This window comes from Paenibacillus sp. An7 (genome assembly GCF_009870785.1).
GTDB lineage: Bacteria > Bacillota > Bacilli > Paenibacillales > Paenibacillaceae > Paenibacillus.
Genome location: NZ_WTWX01000004.1, coordinates 202,949 through 219,380, shown reverse-complemented (window position 1 = coordinate 219,380; position 16,432 = coordinate 202,949). Strand labels below are relative to the sequence as shown.

Annotated in this window: 20 protein-coding genes; 4 read left to right on the top strand and 16 right to left on the bottom strand. The window is 41.9% G+C overall.

The genetic code is table 11. From position 1 onward, the window contains the following. The first annotated feature begins 148 nt into the window (after nt 1–148). The gene (locus GQY27_RS07875; RefSeq protein ID WP_160032990.1) at nt 149–1,063 is read left to right on the top strand and encodes an ArsR/SmtB family transcription factor; all 915 of its coding nucleotides are present in this window, start codon (nt 149–151) and stop codon (nt 1,061–1,063) included. Between the two features lie 74 nt (nt 1,064–1,137). Here the strand turns inward: GQY27_RS07875 and GQY27_RS07870 are convergent, their stop codons facing one another. After that, a complete protein-coding gene (locus GQY27_RS07870) occupies nt 1,138–1,791 on the bottom strand; it encodes an O-methyltransferase (protein WP_201450703.1) in 654 nt (217 codons plus the stop codon). 221 nt (nt 1,792–2,012) lie between these two features. Here GQY27_RS07870 and GQY27_RS07865 point away from each other — a divergent pair, with 221 nt between their 5' ends. Together GQY27_RS07865 and GQY27_RS07860 are read left to right on the top strand one after the other, a co-directional pair. Continuing rightward, the gene (locus GQY27_RS07865) at nt 2,013–3,158 is read left to right on the top strand and encodes a THUMP domain-containing class I SAM-dependent RNA methyltransferase (protein WP_160032988.1); all 1,146 of its coding nucleotides are present in this window, start codon (nt 2,013–2,015) and stop codon (nt 3,156–3,158) included. Nucleotides 3,159–3,344: 186 nt separating this feature from the next. Further along, a complete protein-coding gene (locus GQY27_RS07860) occupies nt 3,345–5,342 on the top strand; it encodes an LTA synthase family protein (protein ID WP_236570529.1) in 1,998 nt (665 codons plus the stop codon). Between the two features lie 90 nt (nt 5,343–5,432). Here the strand turns inward: GQY27_RS07860 and GQY27_RS07855 are convergent, their stop codons facing one another. The 13 genes from GQY27_RS07855 to GQY27_RS07800 form a co-directional block, all read right to left on the bottom strand. Further along, nucleotides 5,433–5,699 (bottom strand): hypothetical protein, encoded by a 267-nt coding sequence (locus tag GQY27_RS07855; RefSeq protein WP_160032987.1) that lies wholly within the window; start codon nt 5,697–5,699, stop codon nt 5,433–5,435. An 81-nt stretch (nt 5,700–5,780) separates the two neighbouring features. After that, nucleotides 5,781–6,005, bottom strand: a complete 225-nt coding sequence (locus GQY27_RS07850) for a YuzB family protein (protein ID WP_160032986.1) — start codon at nt 6,003–6,005, stop codon at nt 5,781–5,783. A 28-nt stretch (nt 6,006–6,033) separates the two neighbouring features. Next, nucleotides 6,034–6,336, bottom strand: coding sequence for an iron-sulfur cluster assembly accessory protein (locus GQY27_RS07845; protein ID WP_160032985.1), 303 nt, complete (start codon nt 6,334–6,336; stop codon nt 6,034–6,036). 137 nt (nt 6,337–6,473) lie between these two features. Further along, nucleotides 6,474–6,737, bottom strand: coding sequence for a hypothetical protein (locus GQY27_RS07840; protein WP_160032984.1), 264 nt, complete (start codon nt 6,735–6,737; stop codon nt 6,474–6,476). Nucleotides 6,738–6,834: 97 nt separating this feature from the next. Next, nucleotides 6,835–7,734, bottom strand: a complete 900-nt coding sequence (locus tag GQY27_RS07835) for a M14 family metallopeptidase (protein ID WP_160032983.1) — start codon at nt 7,732–7,734, stop codon at nt 6,835–6,837. Nucleotides 7,735–7,915: 181 nt separating this feature from the next. Next, nucleotides 7,916–8,725 (bottom strand): glutamate racemase, encoded by an 810-nt coding sequence (gene racE, locus GQY27_RS07830; RefSeq protein WP_160033167.1) that lies wholly within the window; start codon nt 8,723–8,725, stop codon nt 7,916–7,918. A gap of 254 nt (nt 8,726–8,979) precedes the next feature. Then, complete coding sequence (locus tag GQY27_RS07825; protein WP_160032982.1) at nt 8,980–9,336, bottom strand: YtxH domain-containing protein; 357 nt, start codon at nt 9,334–9,336, stop codon at nt 8,980–8,982. Nucleotides 9,337–9,343: 7 nt separating this feature from the next. Further along, nucleotides 9,344–9,805 carry a DUF948 domain-containing protein gene (locus GQY27_RS07820; protein WP_160032981.1) on the bottom strand — a complete coding sequence of 154 codons (462 nt, stop codon included), beginning with the start codon at nt 9,803–9,805 and terminating at the stop codon, nt 9,344–9,346. Nucleotides 9,806–9,912: 107 nt separating this feature from the next. Then, nucleotides 9,913–10,836: a DUF4261 domain-containing protein gene (locus GQY27_RS07815; protein WP_160032980.1), complete on the bottom strand. Its 924-nt coding sequence runs from the start codon at nt 10,834–10,836 to the stop codon at nt 9,913–9,915. Nucleotides 10,837–10,900: 64 nt separating this feature from the next. Next, nucleotides 10,901–11,344, bottom strand: coding sequence for a DUF86 domain-containing protein (locus tag GQY27_RS07810; RefSeq protein ID WP_160032979.1), 444 nt, complete (start codon nt 11,342–11,344; stop codon nt 10,901–10,903). A 5-nt stretch (nt 11,345–11,349) separates the two neighbouring features. Continuing rightward, on the bottom strand, nt 11,350–11,478 hold the full coding sequence (locus GQY27_RS21905) for a hypothetical protein (protein WP_263621304.1): 129 nt from the start codon (nt 11,476–11,478) through the stop codon (nt 11,350–11,352). A gap of 37 nt (nt 11,479–11,515) precedes the next feature. Then, nucleotides 11,516–11,803, bottom strand: coding sequence for a Dabb family protein (locus tag GQY27_RS07805; protein WP_160032978.1), 288 nt, complete (start codon nt 11,801–11,803; stop codon nt 11,516–11,518). A 173-nt stretch (nt 11,804–11,976) separates the two neighbouring features. Further along, nucleotides 11,977–12,477 carry a phage holin family protein gene (locus tag GQY27_RS07800; protein ID WP_236570528.1) on the bottom strand — a complete coding sequence of 167 codons (501 nt, stop codon included), beginning with the start codon at nt 12,475–12,477 and terminating at the stop codon, nt 11,977–11,979. Between the two features lie 337 nt (nt 12,478–12,814). Between GQY27_RS07800 and GQY27_RS07795 the strand changes: the two genes are divergently transcribed. Then, nucleotides 12,815–13,405 (top strand): helix-turn-helix domain-containing protein, encoded by a 591-nt coding sequence (locus GQY27_RS07795; protein ID WP_160032977.1) that lies wholly within the window; start codon nt 12,815–12,817, stop codon nt 13,403–13,405. Between the two features lie 137 nt (nt 13,406–13,542). Here the strand turns inward: GQY27_RS07795 and GQY27_RS07790 are convergent, their stop codons facing one another. Next, the gene (locus GQY27_RS07790) at nt 13,543–14,694 is read right to left on the bottom strand and encodes a sn-glycerol-1-phosphate dehydrogenase (RefSeq protein ID WP_160032976.1); all 1,152 of its coding nucleotides are present in this window, start codon (nt 14,692–14,694) and stop codon (nt 13,543–13,545) included. Nucleotides 14,695–14,874: 180 nt separating this feature from the next. Next, on the bottom strand, nt 14,875–16,173 hold the full coding sequence (locus tag GQY27_RS07785) for an alpha-glucosidase/alpha-galactosidase (RefSeq protein WP_160032975.1): 1,299 nt from the start codon (nt 16,171–16,173) through the stop codon (nt 14,875–14,877). Nucleotides 16,174–16,432 lie beyond the last annotated feature (259 nt).

Below are 16,432 nucleotides of genomic sequence, written 5' to 3'. Positions count from 1 at the left end.
ACTTCAACTAGCGTATGATATAAGGATACATATGATCACATATCATAGAAACCTTAGCATAGTATCCTTGGACTTTTTATAATATAATTAATCCATCTATTCCAAATATATACTTAAACATCAATTGACCGAAGGAGACTTCACTTTCATGATCATTAATACCAATGAATTATATCTACCTGTATATGAGGCACTTGCAAGTGATGTGAGACTGCGAATGATCGAGCTGCTGTCACACCAAGATATGAACGTAAAAGAACTAGCACAAGCTCTAAACTTAAGCAGTGCGATCATGACGATGCATGTGAAGAAGCTAGAGAAAGCAGGAATTATTACATCCAGTCTTGTTTCGGGTCAAAACGGGACTAAAAAAATGTGCAAGCTGACTACGGAAGGTATTGAAATCGTCTTTCCTCAAAAAGAAAGAACACGCCGCAGATTCCACGAATACATCGTATCCATAGGTCATTATAGTGATTTTGTTGTTGAGCCAACCTGCGGTCTTGCAACAACCACAAAAGTGATTGGTATGTTTGACGAACCCCGATATTTTCTAGATGCGGAAAGAGTAAATGCAAAAATTTTATGGTTTACCAAAGGTTATGTAGAGTATCGAACTGCAAATTTCATTTTAAAAAGCGAAGAACCTACGGAACTTGAGATTTCCTTTGAGATTTCTTCCGAAGCCCCTTCAGCTAATGATAATTGGCCTTCTGATATCTCTTTCTTCTTCAATGGAATACGGCTTGGTATTTGGACGAGCCCTGGAGATTTTGGCGGATCACGCGGCAAATTCACACCCGATTGGTGGTGGGATGAGATTAACCAATATGGACTGTATAAGGTACTTCGTGTAAACAATGACGGCACCTTTATCGATGGACACAAAATCTCAGATATTACACTAGACGATGTTGATATTCGATCAAAGCAGTGGACATTTCGAATTGCCGTGGAAGAAGATGCCGAGCATATCGGAGGAGCTACTTTATTTGGAACAGGGTTCGGCAACTACAATCAGGACTTGGTGTTCAAACTATACTATGAAAAAGCAGACGTATAAACAGCAGCACCCCCGGGCTCATGGATTTGCGGGAGTGCTGCTATTTTTAATTTCGTATGAACTTTTAGACGAATCTATTTCACGATCGCCAGAGCAAGTCCATCATAAGCAGGAAGCATGGTACTCATCAGGCGTTCATCAGTCGCAATGCTTTCATTAAATTTACGAACGGCCTTAACGGAAGGCCCATTTTTCTCTGTGTTCAGCGTTCTGCCGCGCAAGAAACAATTATCACCCGCAATGATCGCTCCCGGATTTGCCAGCTGAATTGCGTATTCAAGATATACCGGATAGTTTTCTTTATCTGCATCAATAAAAAAGAAATCAAATTTCTCCCCTTCTTTTTTGAGCTCTTCGAGACTGTCTGCTGCAGGTCCAATCTTGTATTCCACTTTCTCCCCATATCCTGCTTTTGTCAGATGGGCATGTGCAAGTGCCGCATATTCTTCCTTAAGTTCCAGAGATGTAAGTTTCCCATCTTCAGACATTCCTCGGGATAAACAAATGCCGCTGTAACCACCCAAAGCTCCAATTTCGAGCACTTTTTTGGCTCCTGATGTTTGTACGAGAAACGTCAATAATCGGCCATAGGCAGGGGCAACAGATACCTCTGGCATTCCTTTTTCCTTAATTGTCTGGATGACTTCAGCCAAGAGCGGATCTTCCTTATATAAATCATTTACATAATCATCTGGATGAATATTCACTTCACTCAATTCCTCCTTCATTCTACTTTCCTTATGGACATAATTGTTCTATAATAAATGTTTGTTTTATATACCCTTGTTTTTGTCTACTCTAGACGAAAGACGAAAGGTGCGTATATCATTGTACTGGTCCTGATTCAATCAGGCAAGAACACACTCAAATATAAGAAAATATAAGAAAGGTAATCCTGCCGCTTCTTTCATAAGCAGCAGTGATGACCAAGATGGAGTTGACGTTTTTTATGCAACCTTTGCAATTAATTGCAACGACCCCAATGGGGACAGAAGCCGTCGTTTCAAGAGAATTGAAACTGCTCGGCTATACCGACGTAACCACCCAGAATGGACGGGTGATGTTCTCCGGTGATTTTATTGATATTGCCAGATGTAATCTTTGGCTGCGCAGTGCTGACCGGATCCTGATTAAAATGGGCGAATTCAAAGCTACTACGTTTGATGAACTATTTGAAGGAACAAAAGCGCTGCCTTGGCAAGACTGGATTCCTGCGGATGGTGAATTTCCAGTCCAAGGACGTTCCCATAAATCGCAATTATCCAGTGTTCCCGCTTGCCAAGGGATCGTCAAGAAAGCCATTGTAGAAAAATTAAAGCAGACTCATCATACGGAATGGTTTCCGGAAGATGGCCCGCGTCTCGTCATCGAGGTCCATTTGCTCAATGATATCGCTATGCTGACGATCGATACCAGCGGAGCCGGTCTCCATAAACGTGGTTACCGTAAACTCGTCACCGAGGCTCCACTTAAAGAGACACTCGCAGCCGCTCTTATTCAACTAAGCAGATGGGGCCCGCATCGCCCGTTTTATGACCCGTTCTGCGGTTCTGGAACCCTGCTGGTTGAAGCTGCAATGATTGGGTGGAACATTGCTCCTGGTCTGCGCCGCTCGTTCAGTGCTGAGCACTGGCCGATTATCCCTGCTGAAGTGTGGAACCAAGCACGGGAAGAAGCCTTTGACCTCGTAAAAGACGACGTACCGTTGCAAATCGCAGGCAGTGATATTGACCCGCAAGCTATTGAAGTTGCAGAAGCGGCAGTCAGAAGCGCCGGTTTTGCAAAAGAAATTAAGCTTGATGTTCTTCCTGTTTCCCGTGTACGCCTAAAAGGCGATTATGGCTGTCTGATTACAAACCCACCTTACGGGGAACGGATTGGTGAGCAAACGGAAATTGAAAGACTGATCTACTCCTTAGGGAGAGTTGCGGCAGAAGTGCCAACATGGTCTTTCTTTGCCATTACCTCCACTACATCATTCGAAAAACATTTCAATCAAAAAGCAGACAAACGCAGAAAATTGTACAATGGTCGAATTGAAACTCAATTTTATCAATTTTTGGGTCCATTGCCGCCAAGACCCGATCGGTCGTAAAATACACAAAGAGGGAGTAAACGTAATGTTTACCCTCTTTTTTTATTTTCCCCTTAGTAAGTCGTTATTACAAAGCGATATCTTCTCCTTTGTAGACCTTGATGTTTATTACTCTGGTTTAAGGCGATATAATAAGACAGGAAATTCAACATCTCAATTTGAAAAAGCTTACTTGGAGGGTACCTATTGCCTAACATCTCAAACCCCATACTCATCTCACATCCAAAAAAGTTCACCTGGCTCAGAAGTTATCTACCTTATCTTCTATTTCTGATCATCATGATTCTAAAACTCAGATATTTCCATGATGAACTGAACGCAAGAGATATAGATATGAGCCGAACGGATTATGTCATCGCCGCTGGTTCCTTACTCATCGTTTCATTTTGGGTATTGTGGCTGCCTGTACGGATTCGGATCTTTACTTTGTCGTTATTAAACCTCCTTCTAACGGGAATCATCTTTGCAGATCTTGTCTATTATCGTTATTTCGGTGATTTTATTACCGTCCCGGTATTGCTGCAGACCGGACAAGTCGGCTCACTCGGAGATAGTATTCGTTCTCTAATCTATAGCAGTGATCTATGGTTCTTTATAGATCTTATCTTGTTAGCCATAGGCGGGCTGCTTTATGTAATACATTTATATCGAAAAGGCAGAAAAAATCGCAGTTCTCTCTATTCTGTACAAAAACAAAAAACGAATCAGCAAGTTTCTTTGCGTAGCAGATTTGTAAGCGGAGTACTCGCTCTCGTTCTAGGCACAGTACTCACAGTCGGACCTATTCAGCATTCCAGCAAAACTTGGGCTGCGGGACTTTTTGAAGGAAACTGGTGGAACATGACTCTTTATAATGTCACCGGTCTGCTTGCTTTCCATGGCTACGATGTTTATCGCTACAACAAAGAACGTATGAATAGTCAGGCACCGGTCTCTCATGAACAACTGGAAGAAACCATTGCTTATTTTTCTAAAAAACAAGAAGAAGCAAGAAAAGCCATCCGGGCCGAGACTTTTGGGAAATATAAAGGAAAAAATGTAATCATTGTTCAAGTGGAAGCTTTCATGAACTTTGTAATTGGTAAAGAAATTGGCGGAGAAGAAATCACACCTCACTTTAACAACTTAATGAAGGAGAGTCTTTATTTCAAAAATTTCTATCATCAAACTGGCCAAGGAAGAACTTCAGACGCCGATTTTGTGACAAATATATCGCTGCATCCTCTCCCTACGGGTTCTGTTTTTGTTAGATACCCGGATCACGAATACGACGCTCTCTCATCGATCCTGGGCATCGAAGGATACCATACAGCCGCTTATCATGCCTATGAGAGCAGTTTCTGGAATCGGTATATGATGTATAAAAACATGGGGTACGATGAATTTAAGAACCGCAATAACTATATTATGGACGAAGCTGTAGGCTGGTCGCTTGGTGATAAGTCTTTTTTCAAACAATCTGTCGATTATATAACGGAAGAGCGATTGAAAAATCCGGCTCCGTTCTATTCTTTTATGACTACACTGACCAGTCACCATCCTTATGGCTTGCCTGCTTCTCTGCGAGAACTAAACACCGATTCTCTTGGGAAAAGTATGATGGGGAATTACTTACAATCCATTCATTATGTAGATGCAGCGCTAGGAGAACTTGTGGAACAATTAAAGAAAGAAGGACTGTGGGATGACACCCTGTTTGTCGTCTATGGAGACCATGATAATTCCATCAAGGAAAAAGCAGATTATGAAACATTTCTTGGTACATCACTCAGCGACCTTGAGATGCATCAAATTATGAACCAGGTTCCCTTGCTCATGCACCTTCCAGATGGAGACCAAGCCGGGATTTATCTTGAACCTGCTGGACAAATAGATATAGCCCCAACTGTTCTGCATCTGCTCGGCATCTCTACCGAAGATAATTACCTTATGGGATCGGACTTACTAAGTACCTCCAAACGGATGACTGTACTTCGTACCGGCGCTTTCGCAAACAGTGATCTTGTATATATTCCTTCGGAGGATCGTCAGTTCGAAAATGGATCATGTTATGAATTGCCCGCAGGTAAACAGACCGATATCGAAGCGTGCAAACCATCTTACGAAAAAAGCAAATTAGAATTATCCATATCAGACCAGCTTATCACACACAACTTAATTCATAAGCTTCGTGCTAAAGAGTGATGTTTCTACACACCAAAAAACCTGTTCGCACTTCGTGCGGACAGGTTTTTTTGGGTGTGCAGGGTGATAAAGCCGCTACTCACTGAATATTTACTTCTTGCTCACATTCAGGGATGAAAGACGTTCTTTCTCTTCTGAGAGAATCTCCTGTGCAAATTCCACTCCGCTATATGTGGTTTGCTGCTCAGCTGCTCTCACCGCATTCTCGGTACGAACCAATCGATTCTGTGCCTGCTGTACGAGCTCTTCTGTAGGCTGAGATACCGCCGCAGTTACTGCATGGTGCAGTTTCTTGACGGAACTCGAAGCCTGGGCAACCAAAGTGGAAGATTGCAAACTGGAATGATCGTGCTTCATTGTTAAAAACCACTCTCCTTCTCTCAAAATCCTGCTGCAATCTTAGCATGGTTTGAAAGTAGGTTGGTTATGCAGTGGTCTTTATTTTTTTATAAATGGAGCTGCTTTCGCAAGCACTTCATCTTCGGTAGGGGCACTGATATATCGTCCATTGATATACACAAATGCACGTTTACCGCAAGGACCGCAGTAAGATTTACATCCGATCTTAATATCAGCATCAGGAGCCATCTTCTGTAGTTTTGGAACCATACTTTTCAGCTTGATGTGCTTACATTTCTCACATACTCTAATATCGTTAGCCATTTATTCCCCTTCTTCTTTCACCAAAGGCTTAATGATTAATATTGTTCCCTTGTGAAGGGTCTGTAATTACAAAACCTTCTCTTGGAAAATAAAGGTAGTCCACTTTAATATTTTCAAGCATTGGTTTTCCTTTTTCAAGCAAAACATCAATTTCTTTATCTGTGGAAACAAGTTCATCATTTTCTTTTTGTGTATCAAAATCAATACCATAATGCACGTGATCGCCATGATCCAGCGTAATCAGAACGCGTACCAATTTCCCTTCATTCTCAGGTAAGTCCAGTTCGCGTTTCAATACTTTTGCAGCGTTACGAGTGATCTTTACTTTCATGTATATTCATCTCCTAGAATCTATAAATAGTGATCAGTGCTTCAGGCATTAAATGTGAAGATGATAAGCCTGTCCATTGACAATACAATATATTTTAATCAAGAACAGCTTAAATCGCAAGGAATAACCTCTCATTTTTACCGATTACTTAGATCACTAGGAGCATTAATTGAATATTTACGCTCTGCTCTTGTCACGAACCAGTTCATCAGCAGCATCGTCACACCGATATCATCAATGGGCATGAACGGCAGCACATCTGGCAGAACCCAGTACAAAAGAGCAGGAACAAGAAATAACATTTTATCAAACATCGACACCTTAGAAGAAGTGAGCAATGCAGGTAAACGTCTAAAAACATGGGACCATCTGTTTAATGAAAATAATCTTCTCCATTTCATTGTCATGTACTCCTTCCTTAGTTCAGAATATGATTATCATAGCATAATGAAGGCATACGGAGGGCATGTATCATTTCCCTCCTGCGCCTTCTTCATCCTATTCACCGTTTTGTTTTGCACTCACGAGCGTCATCGCGGTCACCATAATCCGCTCCACTTCCTGAGCAATCGTATCGTACTGTGATACGGGCAGCGGATTCACACCAAGTCCTGTTTCCACCGTAAATCCTGGTCTTCTGAACTCAAGAATAAACCAGTCTTTATATCCTGCATCACTTCCGAAAAGTTTCACCGCTTTGTACCCGGCAGCATCAGCCAGCTGCACAGCCCAGTTCTCACTATAAACTGGTTCCGCATTACGATAATTCCAGTATACTTCTTGACCCTGGCTGTGAAGAGCAATAACCGCATCAAACTTTCTTTCTTTTGTGAAGCTTGCCAAAGCAACAGATTCAGGTTCAGACAAAGGGCTCTCTCCCCCAAAATCTCTTGGACCGGGCCTAGTTTTCTCTCGCCGGCTTGCCTCCTCCTGCCAAAAGGCGGGAAACTGATCGTTTAAATCTACACCGCGAATGTTGGCTTTCCAGTTAGAAAAATCAGTCTCTCCCCCATTTAACTCCAGTAATTCTTGCTTCCAAGGATGGTCTTCCTGAGGTCCACTGAGTACGAGTTCAATCCCATCTGGGTTTAACATAGGTAGTACCCACAATGTAATTTCTTCAAACCAAAGTTCCGGCGAATGACCATGAAATGTCGATCTTTCATTCAATGCTTTAATATAATTTTTCACAAAAAACATCAGACACGGAACATTTAGCCATTCATTTGCATGCATCCCTGCATTAACATGTAGGTGGGTTTCCCCCTTCCCTATGGCAATATAGGGGATATCTTTCCCCATCACGCTTTTTCCGATTACACCGTATCTTATCCCAGGATTGCCCGAGCAGATTTCTTCCAGGTCATTTACTAATTCCTGATATCCATACCGTTCCATCCTTATCCCTCCTATGAGAAAACGAAAACGTATGTTACCGCAGTATATGCATATGTCTTTGTCCACCGTGAAAATCATCTATATCAAAGTCAAGATCACAAACCACAAAAAAAGCAACCTAAGCCCGCAAAAAATATCAGACTAGAGGTTGCTTTTTTATACGAATGAAATGAAGTTATCGTTACAGCATTTTGGATACTTGCCATACAACAGGAGTATTCTTAATCTGTTCCCCAAGCCATGAACGGGCTATGCTTTGGAACATCTCTGGATCTCCGCTGCAGAAAAACTGGTGAACGGGCGTATCCTCTATCGTAGCAAGCTTCCGTTTATCATATAAAATCGTGCTGGTTTCTCTCGCAGTTTCATCTGCTGAGCTAATCAGCTTCACGCCCGGTCCCATCACTTCTTTGATACAATCCGTCAAAAATGGATAATGCGTACATCCCAGAATGAGTGTATCTATAGGTAATTCCTTCATTCGTGATAGTGAAGTTTCTACCGTGTTTTTGGCATGTTCCGAACGAAAATCCCCTTGCTCCACAAGTGGAACGAGTGCAGGACAAGCTAAGCTTTCCACATGAACATAAGGAGATAACTGTTTCAATGCTTCGGTGTAAGCCCCGCTGTTAATCGTACCTACCGTGCCAATGACACCAATATTCGCTGTTTTTGTAGCGCTAATCGCTGCACGAGCCCCAGGATGAATGACACCAATAACCGGAATATCTACTTTTTTCTTAATATGCTCAAGGGCAGCAGCTGTAGCTGTATTACATGCAATCACAATCACTTTTGGGTCAAACTGAACCAAAAAATCAACAATCTGTTCTGTAAAATGTATTACTTCTTCGGACGTACGGGGTCCGTATGGTGTACGGGCAGTGTCTCCAAAATAAATCACTTTTTCCCGAGGGAGTTGTCGCATAATTTCTTTGGCAACGGTCAATCCTCCAACACCAGAGTCTAATATAGCAATAGCTTGTTGCACGAACACACCGCTTCCTTCTTCAATAATTTCCCTTCTTTTCACCTTTACATTATGATTCACTTGGCAAAAAGGTACCTACATCTTACTCCATTTCACACAAGCCTTCAACAATTCCACAGTACAAAAAGGCCTGACTTCTTCCTACAGTAATGAACCGCAGGAAGAAGTCACAGACCTTTTTTCAGCTACGCAGCTTAATCATGAATTCTTATGGAATCCTAAGTTATAACTAATGTATATAACTAAGTTATAAATTACTTACTCTCATTAATTTTATTAATTTCGGCTAGAATAGATTCCTCTAAATTAGCTTCTTCTTCCTCGCTGCTGAGGGATGATACCGTTACGAACACCGGTTTTGTTTTACCGATTGAACGGAATTCTTGAATGATTCCTTCTGTCTTCTCCACAACTTTAGCAGAAAACTGAGAACTTTGATCCGTGATTTTAGTTGCCAGGTCTTGACTTCTTTCTGTAACCAGCTTTGCACCATCTGAAATATCTTGACGCAGTTCTGTTCCTGCTTTAGGCGCGAAGAGCAGCGCAGTAATTGAACCTGCAATACTTCCAATTAATGTTCCCCATAGCAAACCTTTGTTTTTCTCATTCATGACAAGCTCACTCCTTCTCACCCTGGGTCGGATCACCGGACGCTTTGGAGAAACGCTGCCAGGCAGACCATAAGGTCAGTCCGGCATCAAGAGAACGAAACAATGGACTCATACGCTGCTGATTCTCTTCATGAGCATGCTGTACATGCTGCATAACAGAATGGGTAATGGCAGAGCTGATGTTATCAACCTGCTGCGTCGTCGATTTAATCACCGTTCCCGCTGCTTCCATGGATTCCATAAAAGAAGCTGACTTACGGAGATGCTCCTGCATCATGAGCACCGTATGATCCGTTCTTTGAAGCAGCTGAACTGCCTCCACGGTTAATAAACGCGCTCGTTCTTCCATCTGTAAGGCGGTGCCTTGTAACTGCTTAATGAGTCTTCGCAGATTCATAAGCACCGCAATCATGAAGGCGGAGAGGATAACAAACACTCCCGCAGCAACAGCCACACTCCATTCCATCATATTCCTTCCTCCTGCTATCCGGGCGAATGCCCATCTCTTGTTACCGCATTATAAGCAGGAGGAGCTTGACTTGACACACTTACGGAGAATTATTTATTCAAAACCACTTACGGCTCGATTTGACCAGCGTAATAGGGAGCCCCTGGATCGAGATCAATAACATACCTTCTAGGCGATACAATCGATTCCTGATGCTCACACCGCCAGCGCTGGGAATCCGCTGTACCCAGTAACTGACCGTCGAGAATAACATCTCCTTGATCAAATAGATAATAAGCTGCACCAAACAGCGTTTGTGCTACTTTGTCGGGATCGAGACCCGAGAAGTGACACTGAAAATCCGGAACACCAAGTGAAGAAAGCCCCACCGTATCCATCACGAGTTCTCGGCGAGCCTCCGTTCCGCCCGCTTGATACAAACGAACATTCATCGCACCGTAGAGATGATCTCCATTCTGCAAAGCCTGCGTATAGGCACCAGGTTCAACAACCTTGTCACTGCCATAGAAGTAAAGCGCGTCACAAGGGGCAACCTCAAGTACAGCACGGAGTGCCTGCTGAAAGAGCTGTAACCGTTCTTTGTGAGGCAGTGCTGCTGTAAACAAGTCATGAATTCGAAGCTGGTATTTACACTCACCAATAACACCTATAGCTTCTTTCCAGTGCCATGACTGCTCTAATGATCCTTTAAATCGATTTTTGTCTGTGATTTCTTGGACCGGTAAAATACAAGTCTGTGCAGGAACCGTGCCATCCTCAAATGGTACCATGAACTCTGTATGCATAATGAGTAGAGGTTCCTGCTCTTCTGTCTCGGAAACTCCGCTTGACGAAGGTGAAGTTCCCAAAGGGACTGCCGCTCCATCTTTTAAACGTTTCTTAAGCACGCGGGCATTCCCGGTTATTCGCCGCATCACTTCCATTAATTTTTCCTCACGAAATACAGGACGTTCTTTAAACAATAGCTCGACCATATATACTGGGTGAAACCCTGAATTCTGTTTTTGATCTGTATTTTGTGAAACTGACATGACGATTCCTCCTGAAGAAAGGTACTGCTTTTACTAACGTTAATAATTCTTGGATACCTTTTTATTAGCTTCTGGCTTTCTGAAACGGTCCAAGTTCAAGCTCAAGATATGCACGAACCTGCTCTCCAAAACGGTCCAATACAGCAGGTAGCTGTACTGTCATCTCATGAAGACTTGTCCGATCCCAGGCATAATAATCCTGAACGAGCGGTTTACGAAGAGATACAAGCTTCATAAATAAACGGTAACTCTCTTCGTCAAAAGCTCCTGCTTCATGAACAATTTCAACAATATCTTCATAACTGCTCGCATCGCGAAGAATAAAACCATCAATGAGGTAACTTCCAATGTCTGTCACCGTCTCTATAGCCAGATGAAGTGCTCTTTCCTGAACCATGCCGTAAAGCAGGCTTCCATCCCAATTAGAAGAAACTTCCCTAAGTGCAGCTGTAATTTCAGGAACACTGTTAAGGCGCAAATTGATTTGATCTATATTTACGTAGTACATCGAAGTCACATCCGTTTCGTATGTTGTCGGTTACGTTTGTTTTTCCGCTTTAACCAGATGAGCATGACAGGACATGCGATTAAAATGACGATCAGTATAAACATGGTTTCCATTACATCTTTTAAATCGCCCACTTGTAAGTTCCCTCTCTCTACTTGTTAAGATATGGTCTTACACTTCGTAATCCACTGCAACAGCAGAGTCTTTGACTTCACTCATATGTTTGATAATTTCTTGGTGAACAGGATGAACTTGATAAGCCTCTAGATCCTCTAGGGAATCAACTACTGCCGTTAGGGATATGTCAAAAGAACGCTCTGTTTTTAGGACATCTACGCCAATTTCCAAAGATCTTACAAATTCTATCTTTCCATCCATGCTGCGAAGAATTTCAGCCGTACGCTGAATTCCTTCCTCTGAACGATCTTTTAGTTTGAAGAATACAATGTGTTTAATCATATATATCGGCTCCTTTGTGTATAAATAGTTCTTATATATCAGTTGTTTAGATACGTTACAAAAAATATATCATAAACAAGCGAACATTGGAAAATTATCAGCCTCGTTTCTCTAAAGAGAATAAAAAAAGGCTCCATCTACGAAGAGATAGTCCTTTAACAAGTCTTCGATATTTACTTTTTGGAGTCTTTTTCCGATTCTGCTTCTCTATCTTTATCTGCTAAATCTTGCACAGTGTTCGTCTTTCTCGTCATCTCTTCATTCGATTCTTTTTCTTTCTTTTCTTCTTCATCTGACTGCGATTTCAAAACACAAATAACTTTTTTTAAGATTTTCGGGAGAGGAAAACCAATACGAGAATAATTTTCAGTGATCGAGATCAGTTCATTGGCCAAATAAAAATAAATGGCTCCTCCTTTTATCATATCCGTATTCATCAACAGATCTAATTGATTGGCAATGAGAATTACAAGCAGGATTAACCCTTTACGACACAGTCCCCAATGACCGATTTCACTGTTCAGTTTATTTCCTGTTCTGATTGCAGCTACTACACCTGTTATATAGTCTACGGCCATAGCAATACACAAGAAAATCAAGACTTCAGACCAGCCCCCAAACGCATACGTAAACAACATTCCTACGAAACCTACATTAATCAGTGCTGGGTTCACTTTCAGCCCCCCTTCTTTCCTCCTTCCTATTAATCTATGAAAATAGATAAAATTTGACAGTGCTTTCAACTACTTAGTATAGAACAAGAAAATAAATATGGTTTTTACGAAAGATAAAATTAGTATTTTAGACCTATTTTTTATGGGTGAAATAAAAAAAACGCATAAAAACATCCTATAAAATAGATATAATATACATTATATGGATCGAAAAATAGTGCATTATTCACCTAACAAGGACTTATCACATATAAAAAGGTCATGTATACGCTGTTAACAGTATACTTGAAAGTGAACATTACTTGTTGTAGTATTTGATTAAAAAATCGGAGGAAATATGCCTAAACAACAAGATCAACACTCAATCCAGGCCTGGTCTCTGATCAACCGCAAATATCTAGGAAAAGGCGTCCGCGTTAAGCGTTTCCGCAGACCGACTCGCTGTCAAGTCCGCAATCGAATTTTGCTTGCTGTTCTCATGGCTAATGACATTAAATTGTCTCAATTAGCAGAAGATTTATCCATATCTTCCCGCAGTGTAAGCGCATGGGTATATGAAGGTCGTATTCCTGGAAATACCAATCTCGAAAAGGTATGTCAGTTGCTTGGTTATCCGCGCCACATTTTGTTCAATGAAGAAGTAATTCGTACAAGTCCTGTCATTTGTCAGCCCGAAGCTTCTCGGTTTATGAAACGGACAGTGACCCGTTCACCTGTGAGCAATCGCATTCTTACGGGGCTCTGTATGGTACATGATTTGTCCGTAACGGACGTAAGTCACTGGATCGGCGTACATCCAGGAACCTTCCGCAAATGGCTTCATCAAGGAACGTTGCCTTCACCGGCATTCCAAGAGCAGGCAGAGCAATTTTTTAAAATTCCAAAATCCATTTTATTTGCGGATGCCATATTAAAACAAAATTCATAGACTGAATACATAAGGATGTTCCAAGGCAGATCATGCAATACTCTGGCTTGGAACATCCTTTTTTAATAATTGTACGCACAATTTGTACCACATTCCTTAAAAAATTAGGGTCTGCATTACAGATGTTCAATCATTTATTACATATTAGGAACCACTTTCTCATTTCGATACGTCAAGCCCGTATATCGGGGTCTCAAGGTGTGAGCGCTAGCCATTGCCTCTTTAAATTCAGCTTCTGATACATCCATGTCTGCAAGTGTTGCTGGCCCTCCCACTTTGCTAAGCCAACCCTGCATCTGCTCTCTTTGCGGCAAATCTTTATACGCACCGAAGGCAGAGACATTCTCTGCTTGATATAAATCGCGGTAGATATCAGTTAGCAGCGCAGAAGCTACCCCTACCTTTGCTCCATGAAGAATAGGTTGTCTTCCCTGCTCCATAAATTTCATTTCGAGACGATGAGAAATATGATGTTCTCCTCCTGATGCTGGGCGAGAGTGATCAATCATTAGCATCGAAATCCCAGATACAATAAGGGCATCCATCAAGATCGATACGCCTTTCTCGCTCCCTTTTGCAATATCATCCACATGAAGAACACACCGATGTAGAGCTTCCTCTGTCAATTGATAAGCGAGCGGGCAAAATGGTTCTTTGCCGAGATCGCGCGACACTTTCCAATCTGCAAGTGAAGTAAATTTACCCAGCATATCACCAAAACCAGCGGCCGTCAGTACCTGGGGAGCCGCAGACAAAACTTCTAGATCCACAAAAATAGCACGGGGTGCTGTCGCCTGATACGTTTGTTTCACCCCTCGGATAACCAGGGGCGCTCCTGCAGAAGTAAATCCATCTACGGAAGCTGCGGACGGAACAGAAATGAACGGAATCTTCATTTTAAAGCATACGATCCTTACCAGATCATGAATAGTACCGGATCCTACGGCAAGAACCGCCTCACTGCTATGGGAGAGAGCCAGAAGCAGCTCTACAATAAATGCTTCGTCAGCAATGACATCTCCTGCCTTATTAGGGTTAAAAAGTACTTCACTTACGGTAAGGCCGGCATCTCCAAGAAGAGCAGTAACTTTTCTTCCCGCAGCCTCTCCTGTATTTTCATCGTAAACGACACTGACCTGTTTATAACCTTGACTCACCACATAGGGTGCAATCTTATTCAGCGCCCCTTTTTCCATAAAAATCTGAATATTCACTTTATAATGTGCTGAGCCACATTCACAATAACTCGCCTCTTCATTCCATCTTTCTATACGTTCATTCATATCCATGACTATAAACGCCTCCTGTAAGATGAATTCACTCTCCAGTGTGTAATATGTACGTACAAATTGTCAACTGAAAAGACTGCTCTAACACGGCTAAATGTCTGAACAGTCTTGTTTTTCTTCCCATACTTTTCTAAATACCAGATTTGTTATCTCGTTTATTCCTATCTGGCTAAGAATGACTTATTTATATCTAGGAAGCCAATCTCCATGAGCCTCTATTAACTCATCGCACATACTTATGATATCATCCATCGAAAGCTCTGCTGCTGTGTGCGGGTCGAGCATGGCTGCATGATAAATATGTTCTTTCTTGCCTGTCATCGCAGCTTCAATGGTAAGTAGCTGTGTATTAATATTCGTCAGGTTAAGCGCTGCACACTGCGGAGGCAGATCGCCAACATACGTTGGACTTATTCCACTCCGATCCACGAGACAAGGTACTTCTACACAAGCTTCTTTCGGAAGATTGGTAATAAGACCGTGGTTCATTACATTGCCGCCGATTTTATATGGATTACCGGTTTCAATTGCTTCTAAAATGTAGGAAGCATATTCATGAGTACGCTGGTGTTTCAGTTCCGCATTATTTACGATCTCATCCCGCATACGTTCCCAGCCTGCAATTTGTTCTACACACCTACGCGGGTACTCGTCAAGCGGGATTTGGAATCTTTCAATGAGTTCCGGATAATTCTTTTTAATAAAGTAAGGGTGGTATTCCGCATTGTGCTCTGATGATTCTGTGATGTAATATCCAAACTTCAGCATCATCTCGTATCGAACCATATCTCCATGAGATTCCTTCTGTTTCTCTGCTGCTCTTCGCTTAATCTCGGGGTATAAATCCTCCCCATCCCGCGTTACTTCCAGAAGCCATGCCATATGATTAATTCCCGCGATCTTTGCCTGTACTCCCGTTTGATCTATACCAAGGTGTGCAAACATATGAGGTACACAGACCTGCACACTATGACATAATCCTACTGTTTTAATTCCTCCGTATGTATTCATTACATTCGTAAGCACAGCCATTGGATTCGTGTAATTCAAAAATAAGGCATCAGGACATACTTCCCGCATATCTGCAGCAATATCCATCATTACTGGAATCGTACGCAGATTACGGAATATGCCGCCGATGCCAACGGTATCGGCAATCGTTTGACGAAGACCATACTTCTTTGGAATTTCAAAATCGGTAATCGTGCAAGGATCATACCCGCCAACTTGAATCGCATTAATCACATATTTAGCACCTCTCAGTGCTTCCTTACGATCGGTGTAGGCCGTAACCCTACATGTGCTACCAACGCTTTTTTTCAAATTAGTCAGCATTTTCTCCGAGTCCGTCAGTCGCTCTAGATTAATATCAAATAAAGCTAATTCAAAACCTTGCAAAGCAGGGGTCATCATACAGTCACCTAACACATTTTTAGCAAACACGATGCTTCCTGCCCCGATAAATGTAATTTTGTCCACTTTTTCATTCCTCCTTAGCTGCAATTAAAAAATATTCACTTGTTAGGATGTAACGTATGACTCACTGTCGTTTAAAGCTTAGTTTCACCTGTATTACAGTGTTTTCTAATGTATTCTTCGTTTTTTTGTTACGCTTTCAATATAAAACAAGAAGAGAGAAATGAATATGGAGAAACACAAGACATATATGGACGTTTGTTGCATTATTAAAAAGAGCCACAAGAACACAGGAGTAGAAACAGGTGCAATAAAAAAAGCT